Annotated in this window: 27 protein-coding genes; 14 read left to right on the top strand and 13 right to left on the bottom strand. The window is 74.2% G+C overall.

The genetic code is table 11. From position 1 onward, the window contains the following. Positions 1-117 precede the first annotated feature (117 nt). The 5 genes from AB0H64_RS18080 to AB0H64_RS18060 all read left to right on the top strand — a co-directional run bounded on the left by AB0H64_RS18080 (position 118) and on the right by AB0H64_RS18060 (position 4,687). The gene (locus AB0H64_RS18080; RefSeq protein WP_357625729.1) at positions 118-1,029 is read left to right on the top strand and encodes an o-succinylbenzoate synthase; all 912 of its coding nucleotides are present in this window, start codon (positions 118-120) and stop codon (positions 1,027-1,029) included. Continuing rightward, positions 1,026-2,684, top strand: a complete 1,659-nt coding sequence (gene menD / locus AB0H64_RS18075) for a 2-succinyl-5-enolpyruvyl-6-hydroxy-3-cyclohexene-1-carboxylic-acid synthase (RefSeq protein WP_357625413.1) — start codon at positions 1,026-1,028, stop codon at positions 2,682-2,684. The genes AB0H64_RS18080 and menD overlap by 4 nt, the downstream gene beginning before the upstream one ends. A gap of 74 nt (positions 2,685-2,758) precedes the next feature. Continuing rightward, positions 2,759-3,304, top strand: coding sequence for a TetR/AcrR family transcriptional regulator (locus AB0H64_RS18070; RefSeq protein WP_357625410.1), 546 nt, complete (start codon positions 2,759-2,761; stop codon positions 3,302-3,304). Further along, complete coding sequence (locus AB0H64_RS18065) at positions 3,288-3,728, top strand: DUF5360 family protein (protein WP_357625407.1); 441 nt, start codon at positions 3,288-3,290, stop codon at positions 3,726-3,728. Before AB0H64_RS18070 ends, AB0H64_RS18065 begins: the two co-directional genes overlap by 17 nt. An 80-nt stretch (positions 3,729-3,808) precedes the next feature. Then, positions 3,809-4,687 (top strand): GNAT family N-acetyltransferase, encoded by an 879-nt coding sequence (locus AB0H64_RS18060; protein ID WP_357625404.1) that lies wholly within the window; start codon positions 3,809-3,811, stop codon positions 4,685-4,687. On the opposite strand, the gene AB0H64_RS18055 is transcribed toward AB0H64_RS18060, so the two are convergent. The 6 genes from AB0H64_RS18055 to AB0H64_RS18030 all read right to left on the bottom strand — a co-directional run bounded on the left by AB0H64_RS18055 (position 4,662) and on the right by AB0H64_RS18030 (position 10,996). Beyond that, positions 4,662-5,597 carry an alpha/beta hydrolase gene (locus tag AB0H64_RS18055; RefSeq protein ID WP_357625401.1) on the bottom strand — a complete coding sequence of 312 codons (936 nt, stop codon included), beginning with the start codon at positions 5,595-5,597 and terminating at the stop codon, positions 4,662-4,664. The genes AB0H64_RS18060 and AB0H64_RS18055 overlap by 26 nt on opposite strands. 24 nt (positions 5,598-5,621) lie before the next feature. Further along, positions 5,622-6,821, bottom strand: coding sequence for a kynureninase (gene kynU, locus AB0H64_RS18050; RefSeq protein WP_357625398.1), 1,200 nt, complete (start codon positions 6,819-6,821; stop codon positions 5,622-5,624). Continuing rightward, positions 6,814-7,662: a tryptophan 2,3-dioxygenase family protein gene (locus AB0H64_RS18045; RefSeq protein WP_357625395.1), complete on the bottom strand. Its 849-nt coding sequence runs from the start codon at positions 7,660-7,662 to the stop codon at positions 6,814-6,816. Before AB0H64_RS18045 ends, kynU begins: the two co-directional genes overlap by 8 nt. Positions 7,663-7,806: 144 nt before the next feature. Further along, on the bottom strand, positions 7,807-9,288 hold the full coding sequence (locus tag AB0H64_RS18040; protein ID WP_357625392.1) for an MFS transporter: 1,482 nt from the start codon (positions 9,286-9,288) through the stop codon (positions 7,807-7,809). Positions 9,289-9,541: 253 nt separating this feature from the next. Then, complete coding sequence (locus AB0H64_RS18035; RefSeq protein WP_357625389.1) at positions 9,542-10,183, bottom strand: hypothetical protein; 642 nt, start codon at positions 10,181-10,183, stop codon at positions 9,542-9,544. A 72-nt stretch (positions 10,184-10,255) separates the two neighbouring features. Next, a complete protein-coding gene (locus AB0H64_RS18030; RefSeq protein WP_357625386.1) occupies positions 10,256-10,996 on the bottom strand; it encodes a GntR family transcriptional regulator in 741 nt (246 codons plus the stop codon). A 141-nt stretch (positions 10,997-11,137) separates the two neighbouring features. Between AB0H64_RS18030 and AB0H64_RS18025 the strand changes: the two genes are divergently transcribed. Next, positions 11,138-11,938, top strand: coding sequence for an inositol monophosphatase family protein (locus AB0H64_RS18025; RefSeq protein WP_357625383.1), 801 nt, complete (start codon positions 11,138-11,140; stop codon positions 11,936-11,938). 119 nt (positions 11,939-12,057) lie between these two features. On the opposite strand, the gene AB0H64_RS18020 is transcribed toward AB0H64_RS18025, so the two are convergent. Further along, positions 12,058-13,230 (bottom strand): cytochrome P450, encoded by a 1,173-nt coding sequence (locus AB0H64_RS18020; RefSeq protein ID WP_357625380.1) that lies wholly within the window; start codon positions 13,228-13,230, stop codon positions 12,058-12,060. Between the two features lie 141 nt (positions 13,231-13,371). Between AB0H64_RS18020 and AB0H64_RS18015 the strand changes: the two genes are divergently transcribed. Beyond that, positions 13,372-14,067, top strand: a complete 696-nt coding sequence (locus tag AB0H64_RS18015) for a helix-turn-helix domain-containing protein (RefSeq protein ID WP_357625377.1) — start codon at positions 13,372-13,374, stop codon at positions 14,065-14,067. 17 nt (positions 14,068-14,084) lie between these two features. Here the strand turns inward: AB0H64_RS18015 and AB0H64_RS18010 are convergent, their stop codons facing one another. Beyond that, entirely contained in the window at positions 14,085-14,837 is a 753-nt protein-coding gene (locus AB0H64_RS18010; protein ID WP_357625375.1) for a hypothetical protein, read from the bottom strand. Between the two features lie 136 nt (positions 14,838-14,973). On the opposite strand from AB0H64_RS18010, the gene AB0H64_RS18005 reads away from it, so the two are divergent. Beyond that, positions 14,974-15,813, top strand: coding sequence for a helix-turn-helix transcriptional regulator (locus tag AB0H64_RS18005; protein WP_357625373.1), 840 nt, complete (start codon positions 14,974-14,976; stop codon positions 15,811-15,813). A 112-nt stretch (positions 15,814-15,925) separates the two neighbouring features. Here the strand turns inward: AB0H64_RS18005 and AB0H64_RS18000 are convergent, their stop codons facing one another. Further along, the gene (locus AB0H64_RS18000) at positions 15,926-16,567 is read right to left on the bottom strand and encodes a GntR family transcriptional regulator (protein WP_357625371.1); all 642 of its coding nucleotides are present in this window, start codon (positions 16,565-16,567) and stop codon (positions 15,926-15,928) included. Positions 16,568-16,659: 92 nt separating this feature from the next. On the opposite strand from AB0H64_RS18000, the gene AB0H64_RS17995 reads away from it, so the two are divergent. Then, on the top strand, positions 16,660-17,847 hold the full coding sequence (locus AB0H64_RS17995; protein ID WP_357625369.1) for a CoA transferase: 1,188 nt from the start codon (positions 16,660-16,662) through the stop codon (positions 17,845-17,847). Then, positions 17,844-18,725: a CoA ester lyase gene (locus AB0H64_RS17990; protein WP_357625367.1), complete on the top strand. Its 882-nt coding sequence runs from the start codon at positions 17,844-17,846 to the stop codon at positions 18,723-18,725. Before AB0H64_RS17995 ends, AB0H64_RS17990 begins: the two co-directional genes overlap by 4 nt. A 129-nt stretch (positions 18,726-18,854) precedes the next feature. Here the strand turns inward: AB0H64_RS17990 and AB0H64_RS17985 are convergent, their stop codons facing one another. Continuing rightward, the gene (locus AB0H64_RS17985; RefSeq protein ID WP_357625364.1) at positions 18,855-19,487 is read right to left on the bottom strand and encodes a TetR/AcrR family transcriptional regulator; all 633 of its coding nucleotides are present in this window, start codon (positions 19,485-19,487) and stop codon (positions 18,855-18,857) included. A gap of 131 nt (positions 19,488-19,618) precedes the next feature. Between AB0H64_RS17985 and AB0H64_RS17980 the strand changes: the two genes are divergently transcribed. Genes AB0H64_RS17980 through AB0H64_RS17970 form a run of 3 tightly spaced genes read left to right on the top strand, consistent with a single transcriptional unit; the run spans position 19,619 to position 22,411 of the window. Further along, positions 19,619-20,599 carry a sugar ABC transporter substrate-binding protein gene (locus tag AB0H64_RS17980; RefSeq protein ID WP_357625362.1) on the top strand — a complete coding sequence of 327 codons (981 nt, stop codon included), beginning with the start codon at positions 19,619-19,621 and terminating at the stop codon, positions 20,597-20,599. 19 nt (positions 20,600-20,618) lie between these two features. Continuing rightward, positions 20,619-21,659: an ABC transporter permease gene (locus tag AB0H64_RS17975; protein WP_357625359.1), complete on the top strand. Its 1,041-nt coding sequence runs from the start codon at positions 20,619-20,621 to the stop codon at positions 21,657-21,659. Beyond that, positions 21,656-22,411: an ATP-binding cassette domain-containing protein gene (locus AB0H64_RS17970; protein WP_357625356.1), complete on the top strand. Its 756-nt coding sequence runs from the start codon at positions 21,656-21,658 to the stop codon at positions 22,409-22,411. The genes AB0H64_RS17975 and AB0H64_RS17970 overlap by 4 nt, the downstream gene beginning before the upstream one ends. Positions 22,412-22,423: 12 nt before the next feature. Here the strand turns inward: AB0H64_RS17970 and AB0H64_RS17965 are convergent, their stop codons facing one another. From AB0H64_RS17965 to AB0H64_RS17955, 3 genes are all read right to left on the bottom strand, one after another. Then, positions 22,424-23,002, bottom strand: a complete 579-nt coding sequence (locus tag AB0H64_RS17965; RefSeq protein ID WP_357625354.1) for a TetR/AcrR family transcriptional regulator — start codon at positions 23,000-23,002, stop codon at positions 22,424-22,426. 88 nt (positions 23,003-23,090) lie between these two features. After that, positions 23,091-24,209 carry an epoxide hydrolase family protein gene (locus tag AB0H64_RS17960; RefSeq protein WP_357625353.1) on the bottom strand — a complete coding sequence of 373 codons (1,119 nt, stop codon included), beginning with the start codon at positions 24,207-24,209 and terminating at the stop codon, positions 23,091-23,093. A gap of 75 nt (positions 24,210-24,284) precedes the next feature. Continuing rightward, positions 24,285-24,650, bottom strand: coding sequence for a VOC family protein (locus tag AB0H64_RS17955; RefSeq protein WP_357625350.1), 366 nt, complete (start codon positions 24,648-24,650; stop codon positions 24,285-24,287). Positions 24,651-24,706: 56 nt separating this feature from the next. On the opposite strand from AB0H64_RS17955, the gene AB0H64_RS17950 reads away from it, so the two are divergent. Further along, positions 24,707-25,159 carry a MarR family transcriptional regulator gene (locus AB0H64_RS17950; RefSeq protein ID WP_357625347.1) on the top strand — a complete coding sequence of 151 codons (453 nt, stop codon included), beginning with the start codon at positions 24,707-24,709 and terminating at the stop codon, positions 25,157-25,159. Positions 25,160-25,168: the final 9 nt, after the last annotated feature.

The following is a 25,168-nucleotide window of genomic DNA, read 5'->3' as shown; positions in this document are numbered from 1 at the left end:
GACGTACGCGCGGACAGGAGCGCGGGCGTGGACGCGGACGGGGGCGTGACGCCCGGCACGGGCGGCGGCGCGAAAAAGACGGGCGACCGGACACCGCGGGGGCTGACCCGTGCCCCCGTGGTGTTCCGGATCCCGATGCCCACCCGGTTCCGCGGGCAGACCGCCCGGGAGGGCGTGCTGCTGCGCGGCCCCGCGGGGTGGGGCGAGTTCTCGCCGTTCCCCGAGTACGGGCCGCGCGAGTGCGCCCGCTGGCTGGCGTGCGCCCATGAGGCCGCCTTCGAGGGCTGGCCGGCGCCGGTCCGCGACACCGTCCCGGTCAACGCCACGGTCCCGGCCGTCCCGGCCGAGCGGGCGTTCGAGCTCGTCCGGGCGTCCGGCTGCGCCACCGCGAAGGTCAAGGTGGCCGAGCCCGGCCGGCCGTTCGCCGACGACCTGGCCAGGGTGGAGGCCGTGCGCGACGCCCTCGGCCCGTCCGGGAGGCTGCGCGTGGACGCCAACGGCGCCTGGAGCGCCGACGAGGCGGTGCGGCGGCTGAAGGAGCTCGACCGGTTCGGCCTGGAGTACGCCGAGCAGCCGTGCGCCACCCTGGAGGAGCTGGCCCTGGTGCGGCGGGCCTGCGACGTGCCGATCGCCGCCGACGAGTCGATCCGCCGCGCCGAGGACCCGCTGCGCGTGCGGGCCGCCGAGGCCGCCGACATCGCCGTGGTCAAGGTCCAGCCGCTCGGCGGGGTGCGGCAGGCGCTGCGCGTCGTGGAGGCGTGCGGGCTGCCGGCCGTCGTGTCGAGCGCGGTCGAGACGTCCGTGGGGCTGGCCGCCGGCCTGGCGCTGGCCGCGGCGCTGCCCGAGCTGCCGTACGCGTGCGGGCTGGGCACGATGGCGCTCCTGTCCGGCGACGTCACCGCCGACCCCCTCACGCCGGTCGGCGGGGTGCTGACCGTGCGGCGGCCCGAGGTGGACGAGCGGGCCCTGTCAGAGTTCGCCATCGAATCGCCCTGGTGGCTCGGCCGAATGGAGGAGGCGTCCCGGTGAACCCCGCGACCGCGCTGGCCACGGTGCTCGTCGACGAGCTGGTGCGCTGCGGCCTGACCGACGTCGTGCTCGCGCCCGGCTCCCGGTCGGCGCCGCTGGCGCTGGCGCTGCACTCCGAGTCGCGGGTACGGCTGCACGTGCGCGTGGACGAGCGGTCGGCGTCGTTCCTGGCGCTCGGCCTCGCGCGGCGCTCGGAGCGGCCGGTCGCGCTGATCTGCTCCTCCGGCACGGCCGCCGCCAACTTCCACCCGGCCGTCATCGAGGCGAGCGAGTCCGGCGTCCCGCTGCTCGTGCTCACCGCCGACCGCCCGCCCGAGCTGCGCGGCACCGGCGCCAACCAGACCATCGACCAGATGAAGCTGTACGGCACGGCCGTCCGCTGGTTCGCCGAGGTGGGCGCGCCCGAGGACCGGCCCGGCCAGGTCGCCTACTGGCGCTCGCTGGCCTGCCGCGCCTACCAGCGCGCCGCCGGCCCCGCCGCCCCCGGGCCCGTCCACCTCAACCTCGCCTTCCGCGAGCCGCTGATCCCCGACGGCGACACCACCTGGAACGAGTCGCTCGACGGCGACGCGACCGGGCCGTGGGTGCGCACCCGCGTCGCCCCGCCGCCCGTCGCCCTGCACATCCCGCCCACCCGGCGCGGCGTGCTCGTGGTCGGCGACGGCGCGGCCAACGTGCGCCGCTACGTCGCCGCCGCCGGGATGGCCGGCTGGCCCGTCCTGTCGGAGCCCAACGGCGGCGGACGCTACGGCGACCACGCCGTCTCCACCTACCACTACCTGCTGGCCACCCCGGAGTTCGCCGACACGTACGCGCCCGACGTGGTCGTGACGCTCGGCCGGCCGGGGCTGTCGCGGCCGCTGCTGTCGTGGCTGAAGCGCGCCCAGGAGCACATCGTCGTCGCCACCGACCTCGACCGCTGGCCCGACCCCACCCGCTCGGCCACCCAGGTGGCGCAGGCCGTGGAGATCCCGGTGGCCTCCGGCGACGACGGCTGGCTGCACGCCTGGCGCCACGCCGACCAGGCCGCGCGGGCGGCGGTGGACGAGGTGCTCGACACCTCGGGCACCAGCGAGCCGCGCCTGGCCCGCGACCTGGCCGACACGCTGCCCAACGGGTCCCTGCTGTTCTGCGGGTCGTCCATGCCGATCCGCGACCTCGACCAGGCCATGCGGCCCCGGCGCGGGCTGCGGCTGCTGGCCAACCGGGGCGCCTCCGGCATCGACGGGGCCGTCTCGACGGCGATGGGCGCGGCGCTGGCCCACAACGGGCCGTCGTACGCGCTGCTCGGCGACCTGTCGTTCCTGCACGACCAGAACGGCCTGGTCCTCGGGCCCCGCGAGCCGCGCCCCGACCTGTGCCTGGTGGTGGTCAACAACGACGGGGGCGGCATCTTCTCGCTGCTGCCGCAGGCGGCGCTGCGCGACCCGTTCGAGCGGGTGTTCGGCACGCCGCACGGGGTGGACCTCGGGTACGTGGCCGCCGCGACCGGCACGCCGTACCGGCTGGTGGAGGAGCTGGGGGACCTGTCCAAGGCGCTGCGGGGCGACGGGCCGCGCGTGGTGGAGGTGCGTACGGACCGGGAGGAGAACGCGGCGGTGCACGCCCGGCTGCGGGACGCCGCCCAGGAGGCGATCCGCGCGGCCCTCGCCTGAGCCGGGCTCCCGGACCGGTTTCCGGCTTCTGCGGAGCCATGAAAGTGTACCGGCTGGCCTGTATAGTTTCGGGCATGCCGAGACCGAGTTCACGCGACCGGCTCCTGGACGCGGCGGCCGAGGTGCTGCTGTCGGACGGGGCCGAGTCGCTCACGCTGGAGGCGGTCGCGCAGCGCGCGGGCGTGTCGAAGGGCGGGCTGTTCTACCACTTCCCGACCAAGCAGGCGCTGGTCAGGGCCATGGTGGCGCGGCTCACCGACGCCTTCGACGAGGCGCTGGCGCGGGCCGGCGACGGGCCGGGCGACTTCCTGCGCGCCTACGTGGAGGCCACGGTCCCCGAGACGCACACCCCGGAGGCGCCCGACCGGGTCACGGCCGCGCTGCTCGCCGGCGTGCTGGTCGACCCGGCGGGCCTGGAGCCGCTGCGCGAGCGGTTCGCCGCCTGGCAGGAGCGGCTGACCCGCGACGGCGTGGACCCCGCCGCGGCCACCGCCGTCCGGCTGGCGGTGGACGGCTGGTGGGCCGTTCGGCTGCTCGGCCTCGGCGAGCCCGACCCCGCGCTGCACGCCCGGACGCGTGCCTACCTGATGGAGCTGATCGAGCGTGCTCAGAACGACTAAGGCGCTGATGCTGGCGACGGACGTCGGGTTCGTCGTCTACTTCACCGTCACGGGCCTCGGGCTGATCCCGCCCGAATGGGCCTTCGCCGGGTACACCGACCCGGTGATGGTGGCCTGGAACTGGTCGTTCCTCTTCATCGACCTGGCCGCCAGCGCCACCGGCCTGACGAGCCTCTGGCTGCTCAGGCGCTCCGACACGGCGTCTGTGGGGTCTCCGGCGTCCGCGGGGGCCGGGGTGCCGCTCATGCTCGTGTCCCTCGTGCTCACCATGGCCTCCGGGCTCATGGCCGTCGCGTTCTGGACGCTGCGCGGCGACTTCTCCCTGGCCTGGTGGATCCCGAACCTCTACCTCATGCTGTTCCCGCTGCCCGCCGTCGTGGCGCTGGTCGTCGCGCCGCGCGGCAGCCCCGCGACCGGAGGGTGACGGCTCCCCGGCCGGGCCGGGTATCCGGATGCCGTATATCCGGATGCGGGCGAGCCGGGGCGCCCGGCAGACTGGGCGGCGTGATCGTCAGCGCGTACGAGGGCCCGGAGGACCTGCGGGCCATGCAGGAGCTGTGCAGCCGCCTCTGGTCGCCCGGGTCGCGGTGGCACGTCGGCGACCTCGCCTGGGGCAGGTTCCAGCACACCGGGCGGGAGTCCGAGTGGCCGACCCGGCTGTGGCGCGACGGCGGCCGGACCGTGGCCTGGGGGTGGATCGACCTGCCCGGCTCCCTCGACCTGGCCGTGGACCCCGCCCGGCCGGAGCTGGCGGGTGAGGTGCTGGAGTGGTTCGCCCGCACGGCGCCCGCCGGGACGCTCCACGTGACCGTGCTCGACGCCGAGACGCATCTCGCCGCGGCCCTCCAGGAGGCGGGCTACCGGCCGGCCGGCGACGGTCCCTTCTTCCGGCACCTGCTCCGTGACCTGGCGGACCTGGCCGAGCCCGCCCCGCCCGCGGGCTACCGGCTGCGGGCCGTGGAGGAGGCCGACGTGCCGGGGCGCGTGGCGGCGCACCGGGCCGCGTTCCACCCGTCGCGGGTGACCGAGGAGAGCTACCGGGCCGTGCGGGCCGCCTGGCCGTACCGTGCCGGGCTGGACGTGATCGCCGTGGCGCCGGACGGCGAGGTCGCCGCGTACTGCCTGGTCTGGCTGGACGAGGCGCGGCGCGTCGCGGAGATCGAGCCCATCGGCGCCCTGCCCGCCCACCGCCGCCGCGGGCTCGCGCGGGCGGTCTGCCTGGCCGGGCTGCGCGCGGCCCGGGAGGCGGGCGCCGAGCTGGCGGTCGTGTACGCCCGGGGGGACGACGCCTACCCCGCACCGGAACGGCTCTACCGGTCGATCGGCTTCCGCCCGGCCGCCCGCACCGTCACCTGGGTCAGGGACCGCCCAGGAGGCGGGTGACCTCCTCGGCCACCACGGCGCAGGCGTCCGCCGCCGGGTCGATCAGCGGGAAGTGACCGGCGTCCTCGATCAGCCTCAGCCGCACCGCATCACCCGCTCCGGCCGCCGCGCGCACGTAGGCCCCGGTGACCTCGACCGGCACCACGATGTCGGCCCGGCCGTGGACGATGGTGGTGGGGACGCCGGTGGGCAGGAGCGCCGACGGGTCGGCGGACCGGCGCCGCTCCTCGAAGCGTTCCGGGCCGCCCAGGAGCTGGAGCGCGGCGCCGGAGCACACGGACAGCTCGCGCGCGGTCCTGAGGTCGGCGATCGGGGCGAGCGCCACCACGCCCGCGACGGACGAGCCGGGGCCGGGAAGCCGCCACGGCGACCCCTGCGGCAGCACGTGGCGGGCCGCCGCCCACAGCGCGAGGTGACCACCCGCCGAATGCCCGGTCACCACGATGCGGCTCACGTCCACCGAGGACAGGCCGCCCACCCGGGACAGGCCTCCCACCGGGGACCGTGCGTCCTCCCGGGACTGCGCGTCCCTCTGGGGCGGTGCGTTCGTGACGAGGCCGGGCAGGGCGTCCATGGCGGCGGCAACGTCGTCGAACGTCTCCGGCCAGCGTCCCGCCACCCCGGGCCCGGCGCCTCCCCGCCGGTACTCGACCGAGGCCACCGCGAACCCCCGCCGCGTGAGGAAGGCCGCGAAGGGCGACACGTGCCGCCGGTCGTAGGCGGCCCGCCACGCGCCCCCGTGCAGGACGGCGACCAGAGGCGCCCCGGCCCCGCCGCCGCCCCGTGGGGCGTAGAGGTCGACGACCTGGTCGGGGTGCCGGCCGTACGGGACGGTGACGTCCGGCTCCACGTGCGGGTGGGAGAAGGCCGACTCCTGCTCGGCGGCGTCCCGCTCCCGCGCCGCGATCACGACGGGACCGTCACGGCGGGACCGTCACGGCGCCAGCACCTCGGCCAGCACGCGCGCCGCCCGATCCACGTCCGCGAACGACACGTACAGCGGAGTGAAGCCGAACCTCAGCACGCCCGGATGCCGGAAGTCGCCGACGACCCCGCGGGCGATCAGCGAGGCCATCACCTCACCCGCGCCGGCGCAGCGCAGCGCGACCTGGCTGCCCCGCTCCGCGTGCGCGGCCGGGGTGATCGGCTCGACGCGCCCCGCGGGCACGTACGCCGCGACGCACTCCAGGAAGAAGTCCGTCAGGGCCAGGCTCTTGTCCCGCACCGCCTCGATCGAGACCCCGTCCCACACCTCCAGCGCCGCCTCCAGGGCGAGCATCGACAGGATGTCGGGAGTGCCCACCCGGCCCCGCCGCGCGCCGTCGGCGGCCTCGTACCGCGGCGACATGCCGAAGGGCTCCCGGTGGGAGTTCCAGCCGGGCAGCGGGGAGTCGAAGCGGGGTTGAAGGTCCCGGCGGACGTACAGGAAGGCGGGCGAGCCGGGGCCGCCGTTGAGGTACTTGTAGGTGCAGCCGACGGCGAGGTCGACGCCGTGCTCGTCGAGACCGACCGGGAGCGCGCCCGCGCTGTGGCACAGGTCCCACACCACCAGGGCGCCCGCGGCGTGCGCGGCGGCCGTCACACCCGGCAGGTCGTGCAGTCGCCCGCTGCGGTAGTCCACGTGGTTGACCAGGGCGGCGGCGGTGCGCGGGCCGAGGGCGGCCGGCAGGTCGCGCGGGTCGGCGGCGACCAGCCGGCGGCCGGTCATCCGCGCGGCCGACTCGGCGATGTAGCCGTCCGTGGGGAACGTCGTCGCGTCGACGACGATCTCGTCCCGCTCCGCGCCGGCCATCCGCACCGCGCCCACCAGCGCCTTGAAGACGTTGACGCTGGTCGAGTCGCCGGCCACGACCTGGCCGGGCGCGGCGCCGACCAGCGGGGCGATGCGGTCGCCGACGCGCTCCGGCGCCGTCCACCAGCCGGACTCCGTCCAGGACCGGATGCGCAGCCGCCCCCACTCCTTGGCCACCACGTCGGCCACCCGGCCCGGAACGGTGGCGGGCAGGGCGCCGAGGGAGTTGCCGTCGAGGTAGACGGTGTCGTCGTCGAGGACGAACTCGGCGCGCTTGGCACGCAGCCCGTCCGACTCGTCGAGCTTGCGGGCCTTCGCCGGCAGGTACGCGGGATCAGACATGGCTGCGCGCCGTCCACAGCTCGGGGAAGACGTACTTGGCGGCCCGTCTCTCCAGCCAGGCCACGCCCGCCGAGCCCCCGGTGCCGGTCTTGGCCCCCATGGCGCGCCGGGTGGCCACCAGATGGTCGTTGCGCCAGCGCCACACCTGCTCGGCGACGTCCGTCAGCGCCTCTCCCAGCCGCGCCAGGTCGCTGTCCCGGTCACCGGAGTAGATCTCGGCCCACACCGCCTCGACCTCGGCGCGGGGCTCGTACCGCTGCGACAGGTCCCTCTCCAGCACGGCGCGCGGCACGGCGTGACCGCGGCGGGCGAGGAGGTGCAGCACCTCGTCGTACAGGCTCGGCTGGTGCAGCGCCTTCTCCAGCTCCTCGTGGACGCGCGGCGCGCCCCGGTGCGGCACCAGCATGGACGCCGACTTGTCGCCGAGCAGGAACTCCATCCGCCGGTACATCGCCGACTGGAAGCCGGAGCCCTCGCCGAGCGCCGCCCGGTACGCGTTGAACTCGGCCGGGGTGAGCCGCGCCAGCGGCCGCCAGGAGGCGTTCAGCGCCTCCAGCTCGCGCACGCTGCGCTCCAGCGCGGCCACGGCGACGGGCAGCCGGTCCTCGCGCAGCGCGCGGCCGGCGGTCTCCCACTCGTGGACGATCACGGTGAACCACAGCTCCATGACCTGGGTCGTGACCAGGAACGCCATCTCGCCCGGATCATCGGACAGGGGGTGCTGGAGGTGGGTGAGGACGTCCGCCCGGACGTAGTCCTCGTAGGGGGTCGTGCCCGCGAAGTCGAGGTTCGGGGAGTCCGAACCGATGCCGGCTTCTCGGGACCGTGTGCGATGCGTCATCGCTGTCTCCTCGAGACGTGCCACCGGGTAGCGGTCCGCTCCCTTCCTCTCGGCGCTGGAGCCCCGGTCCCCTCGGACCCGGTCGCCGCGGACGGCGCCGAGCCCATCAGGCATGATGCGTGATCTGTCCCGATCTGGCAAGGGTCAGCCCTGGCCGGCGTGCGTGTGGCCGTGCGCCACCTCCGGCGGGCACGGACCCGGCGTGGCCGCGCGGCCGTCCCGCCGCCACTCCGCCACCGCGATCGCGAAGGCGACCAGCAGGCCGGCGACCGCGGCGCCCAGGGCCACGGTCACGGCCTCGGAGATGTCGCCGCCCGTCGAGGAGAGGACCAGGTAGTACACGCCGGGCAGCGCCGCCGTGCCGACCGCCCCGCCGAGGCGCTGCCCCGTCTGCAGGGCGCCGCCGGCCGCGCCCGCCATCCGCACCGGCACGTCCTTGAGCGTCATCGTCACGTTGGGCGAGATCACGAAGCCGCTGCCGATGCCGCCGACGAGCAGCGCGGGGATCGCGGCCCACACGGCGACGCCCGGCGAGGCGAAGCCCAGCAGCAGCGCCGCCGCGGACAGCCCGACCACGACCGCGGCGAGCCCGAGCACGGTCAGCAGCCGCCCCAGCCGCTCCACCAGCCGCCCGGCGACGACCGCCGCGCAGGCCGAGCCGATCGCGAACGGCGTGACGCACAGCCCGGACATCAGCGGCGTGAAGCCCCGTCCGTTCTGGAAGTAGAGCGCGAAGACCAGCCAGACGCCGCTGAAGCCGATGAAGTACACGGTCGCCAGCGCCGCCCCGGGCGCGTAACCGCGGGTCTCGGTGATCAGCTTGGGGGCGAGCAGCGGCTCGGCGCCGCGCGCCGCGACGCGCCGCTCCCACAGCGCGAACGCCACGAGGAGCGCCGCCCCGACGGGGAACATCCACCAGAGCCGCTGGACGCCGCCCGAGTCGGCCTGCACGAGCGGGAACATCATCAGGAACACGCCGGCGCCCAGCAGCACGACCCCCGTCAGGTCCAGCGCCCCCCGCGGGGCGCTGCGGCCGTGCGGCAGCAGCCGGGCGGCGAGGACGAGCGCGGCCACCCCGATCGGCACGTTCACGAAGAAGATCCAGCGCCAGCCCTGGTCGCCGCCCGCCAGCGCGAGGATCACGCCGCCGGTGATGGGGCCGACCGCGCTGGAGATCCCGACGGTGGCGCCGAAGAAGCCGAACGCCCGGCCGCGCTCCGCGCCCCGGAACAGCTGCTGGATCAGCGCCGAGTTCTGGGGGGCCAGGCAGCCGGCGGCGACGCCCTGGGCGAGCCTGGCCAGGACCAGCAGCCCGATGGTCGGCGCGGCCCCCGCGGCCATGCTGCACAGCACGAAGGCGCTCAGCGCGACCAGGAAGATGCGCCGCCGGCCGATCGCGTCACCCAGCCGCCCGGCCAGCACCAGGGAGAGCGCGAACGTCAGCGCGTACCCGGACACCACCCACTGGACCTGGGCGGGCGAGGCGTGCAGGTCGCGCTGCATGGACGGCAGCGCCACGGCCACGATGGTCACGTCCAGCAGGATCATGAAGCCGACGACGAGGGTGACCGCGAGGGCCTTCCACCGGCGCGGATCCGGTCCGGCGTTCGCGGGCCCTGATTGCATGGGACCTCCCTCCGAGGCGGTGGCCGCGGACGGGCCCGGCCTGGACGCCGGTCCCGGGCGGCATGGACGACCTGCGGTGATCGGGGCAGAGACGCGGATCACGCCTCTGGGGTGAACAACGCCGATCCGGCGGTCCGCATTTCGCTCCCTCCGCTGTTCCCCGCGCCCTGCCCCTCATGCGCGGAGGCGTCGGGCACCTGCTGGGCGGCGGCGTACGCGGGGTGGCGCAGCTGCTGGAGGCGGCCCGCCGGGCTCAGCCCCGGGACGGGATGCCGGGTGGGATCGAACCGGGTGGGCACGGCCGCGTCGGGCATGGCCGGCGGCAGGAGCTTGACGAGGCCGAAGAGGAGCCAGGGTCCCGCCGGGGCCGCGACGAGGAGGTCGAGGACCAGCGGCTCCTTCGCCACGGCGGCGGAGAGCGCGTCGAAGCGCGCCGGCAGCGGCCGGTCCGCGCGGGGAGCGCCCCGAGCAGCACCCGCCGGCCCCCGTCGTCGCGCGCGCCGCGGGCCTCGTACGGGAAGAGTGAGCCGTACAGGCCGGGCGCCCACCGGGTGGCGGGCCGCAGGAGGCGGCGCCCCAGCGTGGTGCGGCCGGTGGTGGCGAGCAGCAGCTCGGCGTCGGCGTCCGCCTGCCGCCAGCGCAGCGCGATGCCGAGGATGTCCGGCAGGGGCGGCGGCAGGCCGGCCGAGCGCGAGAGGCGGGCGATGCCGCGCAGCTCCAGCCGCTCGTCGAGGAACGGGCTCCCCCAGGTGCGGGCCGCGTCGCCGTGCAGGTGGAGCTCGGCGTCGAAGAGCAGCCCGTGGGGGTGCAGCGGGCGGCCCCCGCGCAGGCCCGCCGCCAGGCGGAATCCGGCCGCCAGTGCGGCCCCGGTGGTGGTCATGAGCGGCCCTGCCATGGCTCCCCCTGCGATCGCCGGTGTCGTTCGCCGGCGTGACCGCTACCCGGGGCGCGGAAGGGTGAACAGGGGTCAGCGCTCGATCAGGGTGACCTCCAGGGAGTAGTGTGAGGCGCGGTAGACGTGCGAGCCGTGCTCGACCGCCCGGCCCTGGTCGTCGTACGTGGTGCGGACCATGGTGAGCAGCGGCGCCCCGCGCCGCTCCCGCAGCAGCCTCGCCTCGGTCTGGCCCGCCGCGCGGGCCCCGATGCGCTGGTTGGCGACCCGCATGCGCACACCCGCCCCGCGCAGCAGCTCGTACAGGCCCCGGTCCTCCAGGTCGGAGGCGCCGAGCTGGGCCAGGCCGAGCGGCAGCCAGTTGTGCAGCAGGGCCAGCGGCTCGCCGGCCGCGAACCGCAGGCGTTCGAGGTAGAGCGTCTCCGAGCCCGGCTCCACGCCCAGGATGGCCGCGATGTCCTCGTCGGCGGGGCGCGGCTCCAGCGCGAGGACCTGGGTGGCGGGCTCCTGCCCCGAGCGGCGCAGGTCGTCGTACAGGCTCGTCAGCTCCACCGACCGCTTGACCTGGCCGTGGACCACCTGCGTGCCGACGCCGCGCTTGCGCACGAGCAGGCCCTTGTCCACGAGATACTGGATGGCCTGGCGGATGGTGGGCCTGGACAGGCCGAGCTTGTCGGCCAGCAGGATCTCGTTGTCGAGCCGGGCGCCGGGCGCCAGGTCGCCTCGCCGGATCGCTTCGGCGATCTGCTCGGCCACCTGGAAGTAGAGCGGCACGGGGCTGGATCGGTCCAGGTCGATCGCCAGATTCGCGGTCATGCCGATCAGGTTAACGCAGGTCATAATGTCCAGACAAACCAGACGGGCATGGGCGTCATGAGGCATGATCGGAAGGGGGGAGCCCGCGGGAATGGGCAGGGGAGCCCCGAGGGTGCTGTAAGGCCGTGATGGGGAGGACGCATGGACGCCACGCGACACGAGGACACGCCGTTCCCGCACGACGCGCTGCTGGAGACGGCCGGAGAAGCGGCCAGGGCCGTCGGTCCGCGGCTGCGCAAGGCGTTCCGCTCCCGCCCGGAGGTGGCCACCAAGAGCGACTTCCACGACCCGGTGACCGAGCACGACAAGGCGGCCGAGGAGACGATCCGCGCCGTCATCGAGAGCCGGTGGCCCGGCAGCGCCGTCCTGGGCGAGGAGGGCGGCGAGAGCGGCTCCGGCCCGCTGCGCTGGTACGTCGACCCGATCGACGGCACCGCCAACTTCGCCGCCGGGCTGCCCTTCTTCTGCGTCTCGATCGCCGCCGCCGTGGAGGGCGAGCTGGTCGCGGGCGTCGTGTACGACCCGGTGCGCGACGACGAGTTCACCGCCTCGACGGCGGGCGCCTGGTGCAACGGCACGCCCATCCGCAGCACCGGCGCCAGCCGCGACCGGGAGGCGATGCTGCTGACCAGCTATCCGACGCCCCGCGACCTGGCCGCCCGGCGTGACGAGGCGATGCGGCGCTACGGACGGCTGCTGGAGTCGTTCGCGGCGGTGCGCCGGGTGGGCAGCGCCGCGCTCAAGCTCGCGCACGTCGCAGCCGGGTGGGCGGACGTCGCGTACGGCACGGGCGCCAGCCCGTGGGACGTGGCCGCCGGGGCCCTGATCGTCCGGCAGGCGGGCGGCGTCTACCTGGGCGACCCGCTGGTCAAGAGCGACTACCTCGCCTGCGTGGGCGGCTTCGACCTGGCCGCCTCCGCCCTGGCCGACCTCGCGCCCTGACCACCGGCCACGCGGCGGCGGGCCGCGCCGTTCACGGTGTGGCCGGCCCGCCGGAGCTCCAGTACGGTCGCCGGCCCGATCCCGGACGAGGCGCCGGTGACGAGGCATGCCTTCATCGTTCACACCTCCCAGGTGACGGGCAGACGGTGCACGCCGTAGATGAGCATGTCGGAGCGCATGGCGATGTCGGCGGCGGGGACCGCCAGGCGCAGCGTGGGGAACCTGGTGACCAGGGCGGGCAGCACCACCCGCAGCTCCACCCGCGCCAGCTGCTGGCCGAGGCACTGGTGGACGCCGTGGCCGAAGGCGACGTGTCCGGCGGTCGAGCGCAGCAGGTCGAGCGTGTCGGGATCGGTGAATCGGGCGGGATCGCGGTTGGCCGCGGGAATCGACACGGTCACGGTTTCGCCGGCCCTGATCTGCTCGCCGTGCAGCTCGAGATCCTCCAGCGCGGTGCGGACCGTGAACGGGATGACGCTCAGGTAGCGCAACAGCTCCTCGACGGCGCGGTCGGCGATGCCCGGGTCCGCGCGCAGGAGCTCGAGTTGGCGGGGGTTGCCGAGCAGCGCGAAGGTGCCGAGCGCGAGCATGTTGGCGGTGGTGTCGAGGCCGGCGCCCAGCAGCGTGAAGCCGATGTTGACCAGCTCCTCGTCGGTGAGATCGCTCGTGGTCAGGCCGCTGATCAGGTCGTCGGTGGGGTTGGCCCGCTTGTCCTGCACCAGCTCACCCATGAAGCCCAGTACGGCGGCGTAGGCGGCCGCCGTCTCCTCGGGCGTGGAGCCGAGGCGGAAGAGATCGAGCACGTGGCCCTGGAAGCGGGCGCGGGCCGCGTACGGCACACCGAGCAGCTCGCAGATCACCTGGGCGGGGATCGGCTGCGCGAGCGCCTCGACCAGGTCGATCGTCGGCCCGGCCTGCTCCATGGCGTCCAGGTGTTCGGCGGTGATGTCCTGGATGTGCTCGGTGAGCATACGCATGCGACGGACGGTGAACTGGCCGGTGAGCAGACGCCGGTACGGGCTGTGTTCGGGGGCGTCCATCGAGCCGAACATGCCGGGCGGCGCCGGCCGGTTGCCGCCGGGAGCGCCGGGGACGGGCAGGTGCCGCAGCTCGAGCCGCACGCTGAAGCGCGGATCGGCCAGCACCTCGCGCACCAGGGCGTGGCTGGTCACCAGCCAGCCCTCGTGTCCGTCGGGGTAGCTCATCCGGCTCAGCGGGCCGCGCTCGCGCAGCCCGGCGGGCGGATCGAACGGCCGTTCGCCTGATCGTTCGGTCGGCAATGACGGGATCATGTCGGTCTCCTGTCGTTCGCGATGCTGGAACGTTAGGAGTAGGTTTCACCCGTCGACAACGTGAAATGGACAGACGGCCAGGTGGAAGCGATATCAGAGGTGCAATGACCTTGATGTTGAATGCACCGGATCGGAGATGAGATGCCGGGAGGCCGGCTGAGCTATGAGGACCGGCGGCGTATCGCCGCAGGGCTGTCGGCCGGGCACAGCTACGCCGAGATCGCCCGCGACCTGGAGCGGCCCAAGTCGACGATCAGCCGCGAGGTCGCTCGCAACGGCGGGGCCGGCCATTATCGGGCCAACCTGGCACAGCAGGCGACCAGCTGGCGGGCCCGCCGCAAGCCCGGCCCGCTCCCGGCCGCGCCGGTGGCCGCCGACACCCACGGGCGTGACCTGGAGGCGGTGCGCCAATTCGAGGAGCGCTTCGCCGGAATGATGATCCAGACCGGGGTCCCGCCGATGGCGGCCAGGGTGTTCGTCAGGCTGTTCACCAGCGACGCCGGGAGCTGCACCGCCGCCGAGCTCGTCGCCCTGCTGCAGGTCAGTCCCGCCTCCATCTCCAAGGCCGTCGGCTGGCTGGCGGCGCGCGGCCTGCTCAGGCGCGAGCGTGACGGCCGGCGCGAGCGCTACGTGATCGACGACACCATCTGGTACCAGACGTGGCAGGCCAGCGTCCGGTCGATGATGATGTGGCGTGACCTCGCCCAGGAGGGCGGCGAGCTGCTCGGGGCCGACAGCCCGGCCGGCACCCGGCTGTGCACCACGAGCCGGTTCTTCCAGCTCCTCGGCCACGACATGGTCCAGGCGGCCGAGCACTGGCGGCGAACCCTCCGCTGAGGGCAGGACGCCGCGGATCACACCCCTGTCCTCGCACTCTTCTCCGCGAGGATGCGGGCCGCCGTCTCGTGCGGCGGGTAGCCGAGCGTGAGCCCGCGCACCGACAGCGGCGCCCGCCGGAACCCTTCCTCGGCGTCGTCGCGGAGCACGTAGCGCAGGGCGGGGGAGGACGTGCGGTGCGCGGCCAGGGCCTCGGCCTCCGCCTCTGCCAGGTCGCCCGGCAGCGCCCGCCGGTAGTCCGCGATCAGCGCGTCCACGTCGAACAGGTCCCCGTACGACTCCGACACCCCCGCCACCACCCGCACCAGCCCCTCCCCGTCCCGTCCGCCGGCCCGCTGGGCCCGGTAGACAAGGGCGGTGCCGCCGCTGCGGGTGAACCAGCGCATCGCCTCCTCCACCGGCAGCGTGAACACCCCGAAGGGCTTGCGCCCGTACAGCAGCGCCTCGGCGATCCACCGGTCGCACCACCGCTCGTCCCGGTACGGCGACGGCGCGCCCGGGCCGGCCGTCAGGCCCTGTGCCAGCACCGGGTTCCAGGTGGACACGAGAGGGCTGCTGAAGCGCGGCATCCGCGGGCCGTCGCAGCGGCTGAGCAGGTAGCCGTACCAGATCGCCAGCACCTCGACCCGCCGGCCGGGGCGGAAACGCTCGTAGACGCCGTTCATCACCTGCCCGTTGTCGGCGTGGCGCCACGGGCCCGGCGGGACGGGCCCGTCCGCGGGCACCGGGGGCGTCCGGTAGTCGGGACGCAGCATCCACGTGTAGGCCACGGCGTCGGCCCTTCCCGGTCGGCGTATGCATGACGGGTCTAGATCACGAGGTGGCCATCGTGCATCAACCGCGGGTATGTTGCAACACACCAGGTCTCAGCCGAGATCACTCTCACTGTCGTGGGGGATCCGACGTATGCATGCGATCGTGGCGGCGCGGCTCGCGGCGCTCAGGAGCGCCCGGCGCATGTCCATGAGGACGGCCGCCGAGGCGGCCGGGCTGAACACGTCCACGGTCTACCGCATCGAGCACGGGCACGTGGCGCCGCGCGAGTCCACCACCGCCACCCTGCTGGAGCTGTACGGCGTGCACGATCCCGCCCAGCGGTGGCACGTGCTGGCACTGCTGCGCGGCGAGCGCAAGCCCGGCTGGTTCGACGCGCCCGAGGTGCCGCTGTGGCTGTCGCGGTTCCTGGCGCTGGAGGACGAGGCCGAGACGGTCCGCGCGTACGCGCCCATGTTCGTCCCCGCCCTGCTCCAGACGCCTGCCTACGCCGAGGCGACGGTCCGCGCGTGCAGCCCGCCGGGGATCACGCCCGAGCAGATCACGGCCGGCGCCGGCCTCATCCTGCGTCGGCAGCGGCTGCTCGACCGCGACGGCGGCCTCCGCCTGAGGACGGTCCTCGACCGCAAGGCGCTGCTGGACCCGCCGCTGGCGCGACGGGAGGACCGGGTGGAGCAGGTGGACGCGGTCGTGTCGGCGGGCGGGCGGCCCGGGGTGAGCGTCCAGGTGAGCCGTCCGTGCACCGAGACCGGCCATCTCTACCACGGGCCGCCGTTCACGCTGCTGGGGTTCGCCGGTCGGGGGCGGCCCGACGTGCTGGTGCTGCACCTGCTGCACGGCTCGACGGTGGTGGACGACGCCGAGACGGTCGAGGCGCACCACGAGGCGTTCGCCCGGCTGTCGCTGTCGGCCCACGACGCGGGGGAGAGCCAGGGCGTGCTGCACGAGATCCGCGCCGAGCTGTCCGCCTGACCGGCCGCGCCCGCCTGGCCGGGCCGCGCCCGTCCGATCCGCCGAGCCCGTCCGATTCACCGAGCCCGCCTGGCCCGTCGCGCGATGGCATGATGCGGCGTGGCGGGCCCGGTCAGCCGTCCGGGGGCTCGTGGTCTCTGCGGTGCTCGCCTGCCCGCCGTACGTGCTCGATCATGAGGTGCTCGGCCGCGGCGCCGTCGCCCCGCTCCAGGGCCGCCAGGATGCCCTCGTGCGCCTCCAGCTGGCCCGGCACCTGGGCCGGGTCCAGCCACAGCGAGGCCGCGGGGGGCACCGGGAAGCTGTCGTGCACCGCCCGGGCCTGCTGGCCCAGGAAGGCGGGGCCGCCGATGTCGGCGATGCGCAGGTGGAAGTGCCTGCTCTGCTCGCCGAGGCGGTTCAGCCGTCCCTCGGCGGCGTCGCGCGCCATCGCGGCGTGCAGCTCGCGCAGCCACTCCAGCTCCTCCGGCGTGACGCGGCTGGCGGCCAGCCGGGCGCCCAGCCCCTCGACCACCGCGCGCAGGCCGTAGAACTCCTCCAGCGCGTCGTCGCCCAGGTCCACCACCGTGGCGCCGTGATGCGCCTCGTAGCTGATCAGCCGGTCCTTCTCCAGCCGGCGCAGCGCCTCGCGGACCGGCGTCACCGACACCCCGAGCCGGCGCGCGATCGCCGCCGCGCGCAGCGCCGTCCCGCCCGGGATGCGGGCGGAGCGGATCTCCTCGGCCAGCACGCCGTAGACGTAGTCCGCCTTGCTCATGGGGGGACGCGGCTCAGGGGTCGGCATGGCTTCAGTCTCCCTCACGAAGTGCCCAGGTTGACCGGAAAGGTATTTCTTATACGTTATAAGTCATGACGAGCCTCGCCGACCTGCGGGTCATCGACGCCGCGACGCTGTTCGCGGGCCCCTCCGCCGCGATGATGCTGGGCGACTTCGGCGCCGACGTGATCAAGATCGAGCACCCGCGCCGCGGCGACCCGTCGCGCGGGCACGGTGCCTCGGTGGACGGCGTCGGGCTGTGGTGGAAGTCCCTGTCGCGCAACAAGCGCGCCGCCGCGGTGGACCTCTCACAGTCCGAGGGGCAGGAGATTCTGCGCCGCCTCGTGGCGCGCTCCGACGTGCTCGTCGAGAACTTCCGGCCCGGAACGCTGGAGCGCTGGGGGCTCGACCCCAAGGACCTGCTGGAGCTCAATCCCCGGCTGATCGTCGCCCGTATGACCGGCTTCGGGCAGAGCGGGCCGATGGCCCGGCAGCCAGGGTTCGGGACGCTGGCCGAGGCGATGAGCGGGTTCGCGGCCATGACCGGCGAGCCGGACGGGCCGCCCACGCTCCCGCCGCTCGCGCTGGCCGACGGCATCGCGGGCCTCGCGATGTCGTACGCGATCATGGTGGCGCTGCACGCCCGCGAGCGCACCGGGCGCGGGCAGGTGGTGGACATGGCGATCATCGAGCCGATCATGGGCCTGCTGGGCCCGCAGATGACCGCCTACCGGGCGCTCGGGGCCGTGCCCCGCCGCACCGGCAACCGCTCCAGCAGCAACGCGCCCCGCAACACCTACCGCACCCGCGACGGCCGCTGGCTGGCCGTGTCCACCAGCGCGCAGGCCGTCGCCGAGCGCGTCGTCACGCTCGTCGGCCGGGCCGACCTGGTGGCGCAGCCGTGGTTCTCCAGCGGCAGCGGCCGGGTGGCGCACGTGGACGAGCTGGACGAGGCCGTCGCCACCTGGATCGCCGCCCGCGACGCCGACGAGGTCATCGCCCGCTTCGAGGAGGCGCAGGCGGCGGTCGCGCCGATCTACGACGTCCGGGACATCGCCGAGGACCCGCAGTACGCGGCGCTGGGGACGTTCGTCGAGCTGCCCGACGAGGAGCTGGGTACGGTGACGATGCAGAACGTGCTGTTCCGGCTGTCGGACACGCCCGGCGAGGTGCGCTGGCCCGGCCGGTCGCTGGGGCGCGACACGGACGAGGTGCTGGGGGAGCTGGACTACGGGGCCGAGGAGATCGCGGGCCTGCGCGGCAAGGGCGTGATCGCATGACGTCGCCGTCGTCCCGGCCGCCCGCCGGCTCCTGGCTGCCCGCGGTCTCCTGGTTGTACGTGCCGGGGGACCGGCCGGAGAGGTTCGCCAAGGCCGCCGCGTCGGGGGCGGACGTGGTGATCATCGACCTGGAGGACGCGGTCGTCCCCGCCCGCAAGGACGAGGCCCGCGCCAACGCCGCCGCCTACCTGCGTGAGCGCGCCGCCGGGGACGCCGGTGCGGTGGCCGTCCATGTCCGGGTCAACGACGTGACCACCGCGAGAGGGCTGGACGACCTGGCCGCGCTCGCCGGCCTGCCGGGGCTCGGCGGCGTCCGGCTGCCCAAGGTGGAGTCCGCCCGGGTGCTGGACGCGCTCGACGGCCTCGTGGTCCCGGCGTACGCGGTGCTGGAGTCGGCCGCCGGGATCCTGTCGGCCCCTGCCGTCGCCGCCCATCCGCGGGTCGCCGGCGTGGCCCTCGGGGAGCAGGACCTGGCCGCCGAGCTGTCCGTCACCGACGAGACCGCCCTGAACCACCTGCGGCTCCAGGTCGTGCTGGCCGCGGCGGCGGCGGGCCTTCCGCCCGTGCCCATGTCGGTCTATCCGGACGTACGCGACGAGGCGGGGCTGCTGGCGTCGTGCGCCGCGGGGCGGGGGATCGGGATGTTCGGGCGGGCGGCGATCCACCCGCGTCAGATCCCGGCGATCCGGCGCGCCTTCACGCCCACGGCGGAGGAGACCGCGCGGGCCGCGGAGATCGCCGAGGCGGCCGAGCTGGCGGAGCGGGAGGGGCTGGGGGCGGTAGCCCTGCCGGACGGCCGCTTCGTGGACGCCCCGATCGTCGCCCGCGCCCGCCGCACCCTGGCCCTCGCTCGCCGCCTCACGCCGCCACCCGCCTAGCTTCTCGCGGACCTTGCGGCCCGTACGTGCCTCCATCGCCGCACCTCGCGGGCTCCTGTGACGGTCCGTGACGGGGTGGTGGTGAACGTGGGCGCCGAGCAGCTCGGCGCGGAGGCGCGGCGGGAGCGGTCAGGGGATCCAGCGGGTGGAGAGCTCCGCGTCCTCCGGGGCCGGGCCCGGCAGGGCGGCGTGGGAGGCGGGCACGCGCAGGGCGTCGAGCAGCAGCGCCAGGTAGCGGTGGCGCAGTTGCCCGGTGCGCTGCTGATCGCCCAGCTTCACCGACGCCACCTGCTCGAACAGCAGCGCGATGTCCGCCGTCGTGACGTCCGGACGCAGCACCCCCGCCTCCACGGCACGCGCGTGGACCCGGGTCGCGAGGTCCGAGGCGCGGGCCGCCGCCGCGCCCAGCTCCGGCGTGGGCTGGAAGGTGCCGGCCAGCTTGACGGTCAGCGAGCTGCTGTCGGCGTCCACGATGCCGCGCATGTAGCCGGCGAACGCCTCCCACGGGTCCCCCTGGTCGTCGAGGGCCCGCTCCGCCACCGCGCTGTAGCGGCTCAGCCCGTCGAGGCACAGCTTGCGCAGCAGGTCCTCCTTGCCGGGGTAGCGACGGTAGAGTGCGCTGATCCCGACGCCGGCCCGCTCCGCCACCGCCGAGATGGGCGCCCCCGGGTCAGAGGTGAACACGGCCCGCGCCGCCTCCAGGATCAGCTCGTCGTTCCGCGCGGCCTGCGCCTTGCGCCCGCTCATGGATGAGGTCGTCATACCTCCAGCATATTGGAACGGAAACTTCCGTTCAGGGTATCGCCGATCCGCACGCATTGGTCCGCATGTCTATACAAAGAGTTGACATTGATGTACAACCGGGGCGAGCCCGATGGTCATGGAGGTGTCCTGTGAGACGAACCCGTGTCGTGCTGGCCCTGCTCTGCGCTTTGACGCTCGGCGCCTGCTCCTCCTCCGGCGGGGCCGGCACGGAGAGTGCTCCCGCCTCCGGCTCCGCGCCGCCCGCGGCCGGCGGCGCCACCTTCGCCGTCATCACCCACGGCGGCGCGGGCGACGCCTTCTGGGACGTGGTCAAGAACGGCGCCGAGGCGGCCGGCAAGCAGTACGGCGTCACGGTGACGTACCAGGGCGACGGCGACCCCGGCAAGCAGTCCCAGCTCATCGACCAGGCCGTCTCGCAGAAGGTGGACGGTCTCGTGGTCTCCATGGCCAACCCCGACGCGCTGAAGGAGGCCGTCGGCCGCGCCGTCGCCGCCGGCATCCCGGTCGTGACGATCAACTCGGGGGCCGACTCGTCCAAGGCGTTCGGCGCGATCACCCATGTCGGCCAGTCCGAGGACGTGGCGGGGCGCGGCGCCGGCGAGCAGCTCAGGGCCGCGGGCGTCACCAAGCTGCTGTGCGTCGTCCACGAGGCCGGCAACGTCGGGCTGGACCAGCGGTGCAAGGGCGCCGAGCAGGGGCTCGGCGGCACGGTGGAGCGGCTCCAGGTGGACGTGGGCAACCTCGCCGACGTCACCTCCAAGGTCACCGCCAAGCTCCAGTCCGACAAGCAGGTGAACGGCGTGCTCGCGCTCAACCCGGCCGTCGCGATCGCCGCGCGCGACGCCGTGAAGGACTCCGGGTCGCCGGCCAAGCTCGCCACGTTCGACCTGTCCGGCGACGTGGTGACGGCCGTCAAGGACAGCGAGATCCTCTTCGCGGTGGACCAGCAGCAGTACCTCCAGGGCTGGCTGCCCATCACCTTCCTCACCCTGTACGACCGGAACCTCAACACCGTCGGCGGCGGCCTGCCGGTCAACACCGGCCCCGGCTTCGTCACCAAGGACAACGCCGAGCAGGTCGCCAAGCTCGCCGAGGCGGGCACCCGATGACCCGTGCCGGAGAGCGGTCATGACCGCGGTGGCCGGCGGCGCCGACGAGCGGGTCGCCGGCGCCGGCCTGCTGCGGCGGCTGCTCATCCGCCCCGAGCTCGGCGCGGTCGTCGGGATGGTCGCGGTGTTCGCGTTCTTCGCCGCGCAGTCGGCGGTGTTCCGCTCGCCCGAGGGCGTCGCCAACTGGCTCGATCCGGCCGCCACGCTCGGCATCATGGCCGTGGCCATCGCGCTGCTGATGATCGGCGGCGAGTTCGACCTGTCGGCCGGCGTCCTGACCGGCACGAGCGGCCTGATCCTCGTCACGCTCGCCACCCGCTACGGGCTGGACGTGTGGACGGCGATGCTCGTGAGCCTCGTCGTGGCGCTGGCCATCGGGTTCGCCAACGGGATGATCGTCACCAGGACCCGGCTGCCCAGCTTCATCGTCACCCTCGGCACGTTCCTCATGCTCCAGGGCGTCAACCTCGGGGTCACCAAGGCGCTCACCGGCACCGTGCAGGTCAGCGGGCTGCGCCGGGCGGCCGGCTACGAAGGGGCGCGCACGGTCCTGGCGGGCACCGTCGAGATCGGCGGCACCCCGTTCCGCGTGGCGATCCTGTGGTGGCTGGCGGTCACCGCCGTCGCGACCTGGGTGCTCATGCGGTCCCGGGCGGGCAACTGGATCTTCGCGGTCGGCGGCGACGAGCAGGCGGCGCGGGCCGTGGGCGTACCGGCCGCGCGCACCAAGATCGCGCTGTTCATGACGACCGCGTTCGCCGCCTGGCTGGTCGGCTCGATCCTCGCGCTGCGCTACACCTCCGTGCAGGCCAACATCGGCATCGGGCAGGAGTTCATCTACATCATCGCCGCGGTGATCGGCGGCTGCCTGCTCACGGGCGGGTACGGCTCCGCGATCGGCGCCTCCATCGGCGCGGTGATCTTCGGGATGGCCGACAAGGGCATCGTGTTCCTGGGCTGGGACGCCGACTGGTTCAAGTTCTTCCTGGGCGCCATGCTGCTGCTGGCCACGCTCGCCAACCGCCTGGTCAGGCGGTACGCCGAGGAGGTGAAGCATTGATCATCGAGACCCGTGGCATCGGCAAGACGTTCGGCTCGGTGCTGGCCCTGCGCGACGTGTCGATGGGGGTGGGCGCGGGCGAGGTCACCTGCGTGCTGGGCGACAACGGCGCCGGCAAGTCCACCCTCATCAAGATCCTGTCGGGGGTGCACCGGCACGACGCCGGGACGTACCTCGTGGACGGCGCGGAGGTGCGGCTGGGCAGCCCGCGCGAGGCGCTCGACCGCGGCATCGCCACCGTCTACCAGGACCTCGCCATGATCCCGCTGATGTCAGTGTGGCGGAACTTCTTCCTCGGCTCCGAGCCGCGCAAGGGCATCGCCTTCGACGTGGCGAAGGCCCGCAGGGTCGCCCGGGAGGAGCTGCGGGCCATGGGCATCGACATCCGGGACGTGGACCAGCCGGTCGGCACGCTGTCGGGCGGCGAGCGGCAGTCGGTGGCGATCGCGCGGGCCGTCCACTTCGGCGCCCGGGTCCTCATCCTCGACGAGCCGACCTCCGCGCTGGGCGTCAAGCAGGCGGGCGTCGTGCTCCGGTACGTCGCCCGGGCCCGCGACCGGGGGCTCGCAGTGGTGTTCATCACCCACAACCCGCACCACGCCTACCCGGTCGGCGACCGGTTCCTGCTGCTCAACCGCGGGACGAGCCTCGGCGAGTACGGCAAGGCCGACATCACCCGGGAGGAGCTGACGGCGCTGATGGCCGGGGGAGCGGAGCTGGAGGAGCTGACGCACGAGCTGCGGCGGGAGTGAACCGCACCATCCTCACCCGCGGGAGCGGGCCAGCGGCAGGATGACGTGGTCGACGAGGCGGCGGGCCAGGTCGCCGTCCACCGGCTCGCCGGTGATCAGGCCCCGGAAGAACAGGGTCGCCGGCCCGAGCTGCCACAGCAGCTCGGTGTCGGCGGCGGCCGCCAGCTCCCCTCTCTCCCACGCCCGCTCGAACACCCTCATCGCCAGCCGCCTGCGGCCCGCCACGTAGTGCCGGTCCACCGCGGTCGCCAGCTCGGCGTTGTGCCGGATCTCGCCCACCAGGCCCGCGACGACGTCGCCGAGCGGCTCCAGTTCGGCGACGAGGAACTCCATCAGCGCCAGCAGGTCTCCCCGCAGGCTCCCGGTGTCGGGCACCTCGGGCAGCGGAGAGGCGGCGTTGACGAACGCCGCCACCACGAGCTCCGCCTTCGACGGCCACCGCCGGTAGACGGTCTGCCTGCTCGCCCGGGCCCTGGCCGCGACCACGTCGACGCTCAGCCGGTCGTAGCCTGTCTCGCGTAACACATCGAGGGCGGCGCCGAGCAGCTCGGCCTCACGTGCGGGACCTCCCCGCAGAGGGGTCACGGACATGACCACCAGAGTAAGCGCGATGCCGCCCCGACTGTAAGAGCTGTCAAGGCGCGGACCGTGTCCCGATGCCTGCCCGTCTGCCCGCCGGTCAGCGCAGTGACGTGAAGAAGGCGCGGACGTCCTCGGCGAAGACCTCCGGCTGCTCCAGCGCCGCGAACGTGCCGCCGCGCTCGTGCTCCACCCAGCCCACGATGGCGTTGTCGCGCTCGGCGAAGCGGCGGATCGGCCGCAGGATGTCCTTCGGGAACACCGAGATCGACGTGGGCACCGTCGCCGGCTTGAGTTCCCACTCGACGCTGGTGTCCTGGTCGGTGTCGGGTGTCTCCACGAAGGAGCGGGCCGCCGACCCGGCCGTGTTGGTCAGCCAGTAGAGCATGACGGTGGTGAGCAGCCGGTCGGCCGGGACCTCCTCGTCGCTCCACTCGTGGTAGACGCCGGCGAACCACGCCAGCAGCGCCACGGGGGAGTCGGCCATGCCGTACGCGAACGTCTGCGGCCGGGCCGACTGGATGAGCTTGTAGGCGTACTGGTCGCTCAGGTAGCGCTCGCGGAACGCCATGCGCTCCTGCTCCACCTCGGTCAGCCCGTCCAGCTCGCCCGGCGCTCCGATCGGGAAGCAGATGATCCCGTTGCCGTGCATGCCCACCACCCGATCGGGGGCGAGCACGCCGATCTCGCGGGAGATCCACGTGCCCCAGTCGCCGCCCTGCACGCCGAACCGCTCGTGGCCGAGCCGCGTCATCAGCTCCAGCCACGCCTTCGCGATCCGGGTGGAGCCCCAGCCCAGCTCGCGAGTGGGACCGGACAGCCCGTAGCCGGGCAGGGACGGGATGACCAGGTGGAAGTCGCGGCTGAGCGGCTCGATGACGTCGAGGTACTCGACCGGGGAGCTGGGCCAGCCGTGCGTGATCAGCAGCGGCAGCGCGTCCTCCCGCTCGGAGCGGATGTGCAGGAAGTGGACGCGCTGGCCGTCGATCTCGGTGACGAACTGGTCGTGCGCGTGGAGCTCGGCCAGCGCGCCGTCCCAGTCGTATCCGGTGCGCCAGTGCCGGACGAGGTCCTTCAGGTGGGCGAGCGGGACACCGTGTCCCCAGCCCATCCCCGGGACCTCGTCCGGCCAGCGCACCCGGTCGAGCCGCCCCCACAGGTCGTCGAGGTCGGCGCGGGCGGGCTCGAAGCGGAAGGGGCGGATGTCGTTCGGGGTCAAGCCATGCCTCCATCGTCTCGGTACGGTGTACCGTACACCATACGGTTCAATGGACGCAAACGGTCGCCGGCGCGGTCAGCGGTCGTGGACGGTGACGACGTAACCGTCGGGGTCGGCGAAGGAGAACGTCCGGCCGAACGGCCCGTCCACCGGCTCGGCCACGATGGGCACGCCCGCCGCCGCCAGCTCGTCGCGCAGCGCCTGCGCGTCGTCCGCCTTCAGCCACAGCGCCACGCCCAGGCCCGGACGCGGCGTCGCGTCCAGATCCACGCCGGGCAGCGGCTCACGCACGGCGAACGGGATCGGCCGCGTGGCGAACACCACCGCGTGCGGCGGGCCGGCGGGGTCCCGCTCCAGGCCGAGGTGGTTCTCGTAGAACGCGGCGGACGCCTCGAGGTCGCGAACCTGCAGTGCCACGAAGTCGATTCCGGTGACGGTCATGATGTGCCTCTCATGTCAGAACTTTGACATGAAGGACTGTATGTCAGAATGCTGACATGGAGCAAATCGGCCTGGATCTCGACCGGAGCGTCGGCTATCAGCTCAAGCGCGCGCACGCCGCCCTGCGCGCGGCCATGGACGCCGTCCTGCGACGCCATGGGCTCACCACGCCCCAGTACGCCTGCCTGGAGCTCCTCGACCAGCGGCCGGGGCTGTCGAACGCCGAGCTGGCCCGGGGGGCGTTCGTCACGCGGCAGTCGATGAACGTGGTCCTGCGCAATCTCCAGGACGCCGGCCTGGTGGAGCGCCCGCAGGCCGCGCCGCACGGCCGGGCGCTGCCGGCCACGCTGACCGAGGCCGGCGGCGCCCGGCTGCTCGCGGCCCGCGCGGACGTCCTCGACGTCGAGCGGCTCATGGTTCGCGGCCTGGACCCCGCCCGTACCGGTCTGGTGGTGGACGCCCTGATCGGCATGGCCGCCGCCCTGGGGGAGCCCGCCCCAGACAGTTGATCTACGATG

The sequence above is a fragment of the Nonomuraea sp. NPDC050733 genome, assembly GCF_040654215.1.
Lineage (GTDB): Bacteria > Actinomycetota > Actinomycetes > Streptosporangiales > Streptosporangiaceae > Nonomuraea.
This window is presented reverse-complemented; position numbering and strand designations above follow the sequence as displayed.

What these genes read in the sequence shown, in the direction of transcription:
- AB0H64_RS18040 (WP_357625392.1), bottom strand. Translation starts at nt 9,288, where the DNA reads ATGCAATCAGGGCCCGCGAACGCCGGACCGGATCCGCGCCGGTGGAAG.
- AB0H64_RS17985 (WP_357625364.1), bottom strand. Translation starts at nt 19,487, where the DNA reads ATGACGACCTCATCCATGAGCGGGCGCAAGGCGCAGGCCGCGCGGAAC.
- AB0H64_RS17975 (WP_357625359.1), top strand. Translation starts at nt 20,619, where the DNA reads ATGACCGCGGTGGCCGGCGGCGCCGACGAGCGGGTCGCCGGCGCCGGC.
- AB0H64_RS18070 (WP_357625410.1), top strand. Translation starts at nt 2,759, where the DNA reads ATGCCGAGACCGAGTTCACGCGACCGGCTCCTGGACGCGGCGGCCGAG.
- AB0H64_RS17990 (WP_357625367.1), top strand. Translation starts at nt 17,844, where the DNA reads ATGACGTCGCCGTCGTCCCGGCCGCCCGCCGGCTCCTGGCTGCCCGCG.
- AB0H64_RS18020 (WP_357625380.1), bottom strand. Translation starts at nt 13,230, where the DNA reads ATGATCCCGTCATTGCCGACCGAACGATCAGGCGAACGGCCGTTCGAT.
- AB0H64_RS18030 (WP_357625386.1), bottom strand. Translation starts at nt 10,996, where the DNA reads ATGACCGCGAATCTGGCGATCGACCTGGACCGATCCAGCCCCGTGCCG.
- AB0H64_RS17950 (WP_357625347.1), top strand. Translation starts at nt 24,707, where the DNA reads ATGGAGCAAATCGGCCTGGATCTCGACCGGAGCGTCGGCTATCAGCTC.
- AB0H64_RS17995 (WP_357625369.1), top strand. Translation starts at nt 16,660, where the DNA reads ATGACGAGCCTCGCCGACCTGCGGGTCATCGACGCCGCGACGCTGTTC.
- AB0H64_RS18005 (WP_357625373.1), top strand. Translation starts at nt 14,974, where the DNA reads ATGCATGCGATCGTGGCGGCGCGGCTCGCGGCGCTCAGGAGCGCCCGG.
- AB0H64_RS18000 (WP_357625371.1), bottom strand. Translation starts at nt 16,567, where the DNA reads ATGAGCAAGGCGGACTACGTCTACGGCGTGCTGGCCGAGGAGATCCGC.
- kynU (WP_357625398.1), bottom strand. Translation starts at nt 6,821, where the DNA reads ATGTCTGATCCCGCGTACCTGCCGGCGAAGGCCCGCAAGCTCGACGAG.
- AB0H64_RS17955 (WP_357625350.1), bottom strand. Translation starts at nt 24,650, where the DNA reads ATGACCGTCACCGGAATCGACTTCGTGGCACTGCAGGTTCGCGACCTC.
- AB0H64_RS18015 (WP_357625377.1), top strand. Translation starts at nt 13,372, where the DNA reads ATGCCGGGAGGCCGGCTGAGCTATGAGGACCGGCGGCGTATCGCCGCA.
- AB0H64_RS17965 (WP_357625354.1), bottom strand. Translation starts at nt 23,002, where the DNA reads ATGTCCGTGACCCCTCTGCGGGGAGGTCCCGCACGTGAGGCCGAGCTG.
- AB0H64_RS18045 (WP_357625395.1), bottom strand. Translation starts at nt 7,662, where the DNA reads ATGACGCATCGCACACGGTCCCGAGAAGCCGGCATCGGTTCGGACTCC.
- AB0H64_RS18035 (WP_357625389.1), bottom strand. Translation starts at nt 10,183, where the DNA reads ATGGCAGGGCCGCTCATGACCACCACCGGGGCCGCACTGGCGGCCGGA.
- AB0H64_RS18025 (WP_357625383.1), top strand. Translation starts at nt 11,138, where the DNA reads ATGGACGCCACGCGACACGAGGACACGCCGTTCCCGCACGACGCGCTG.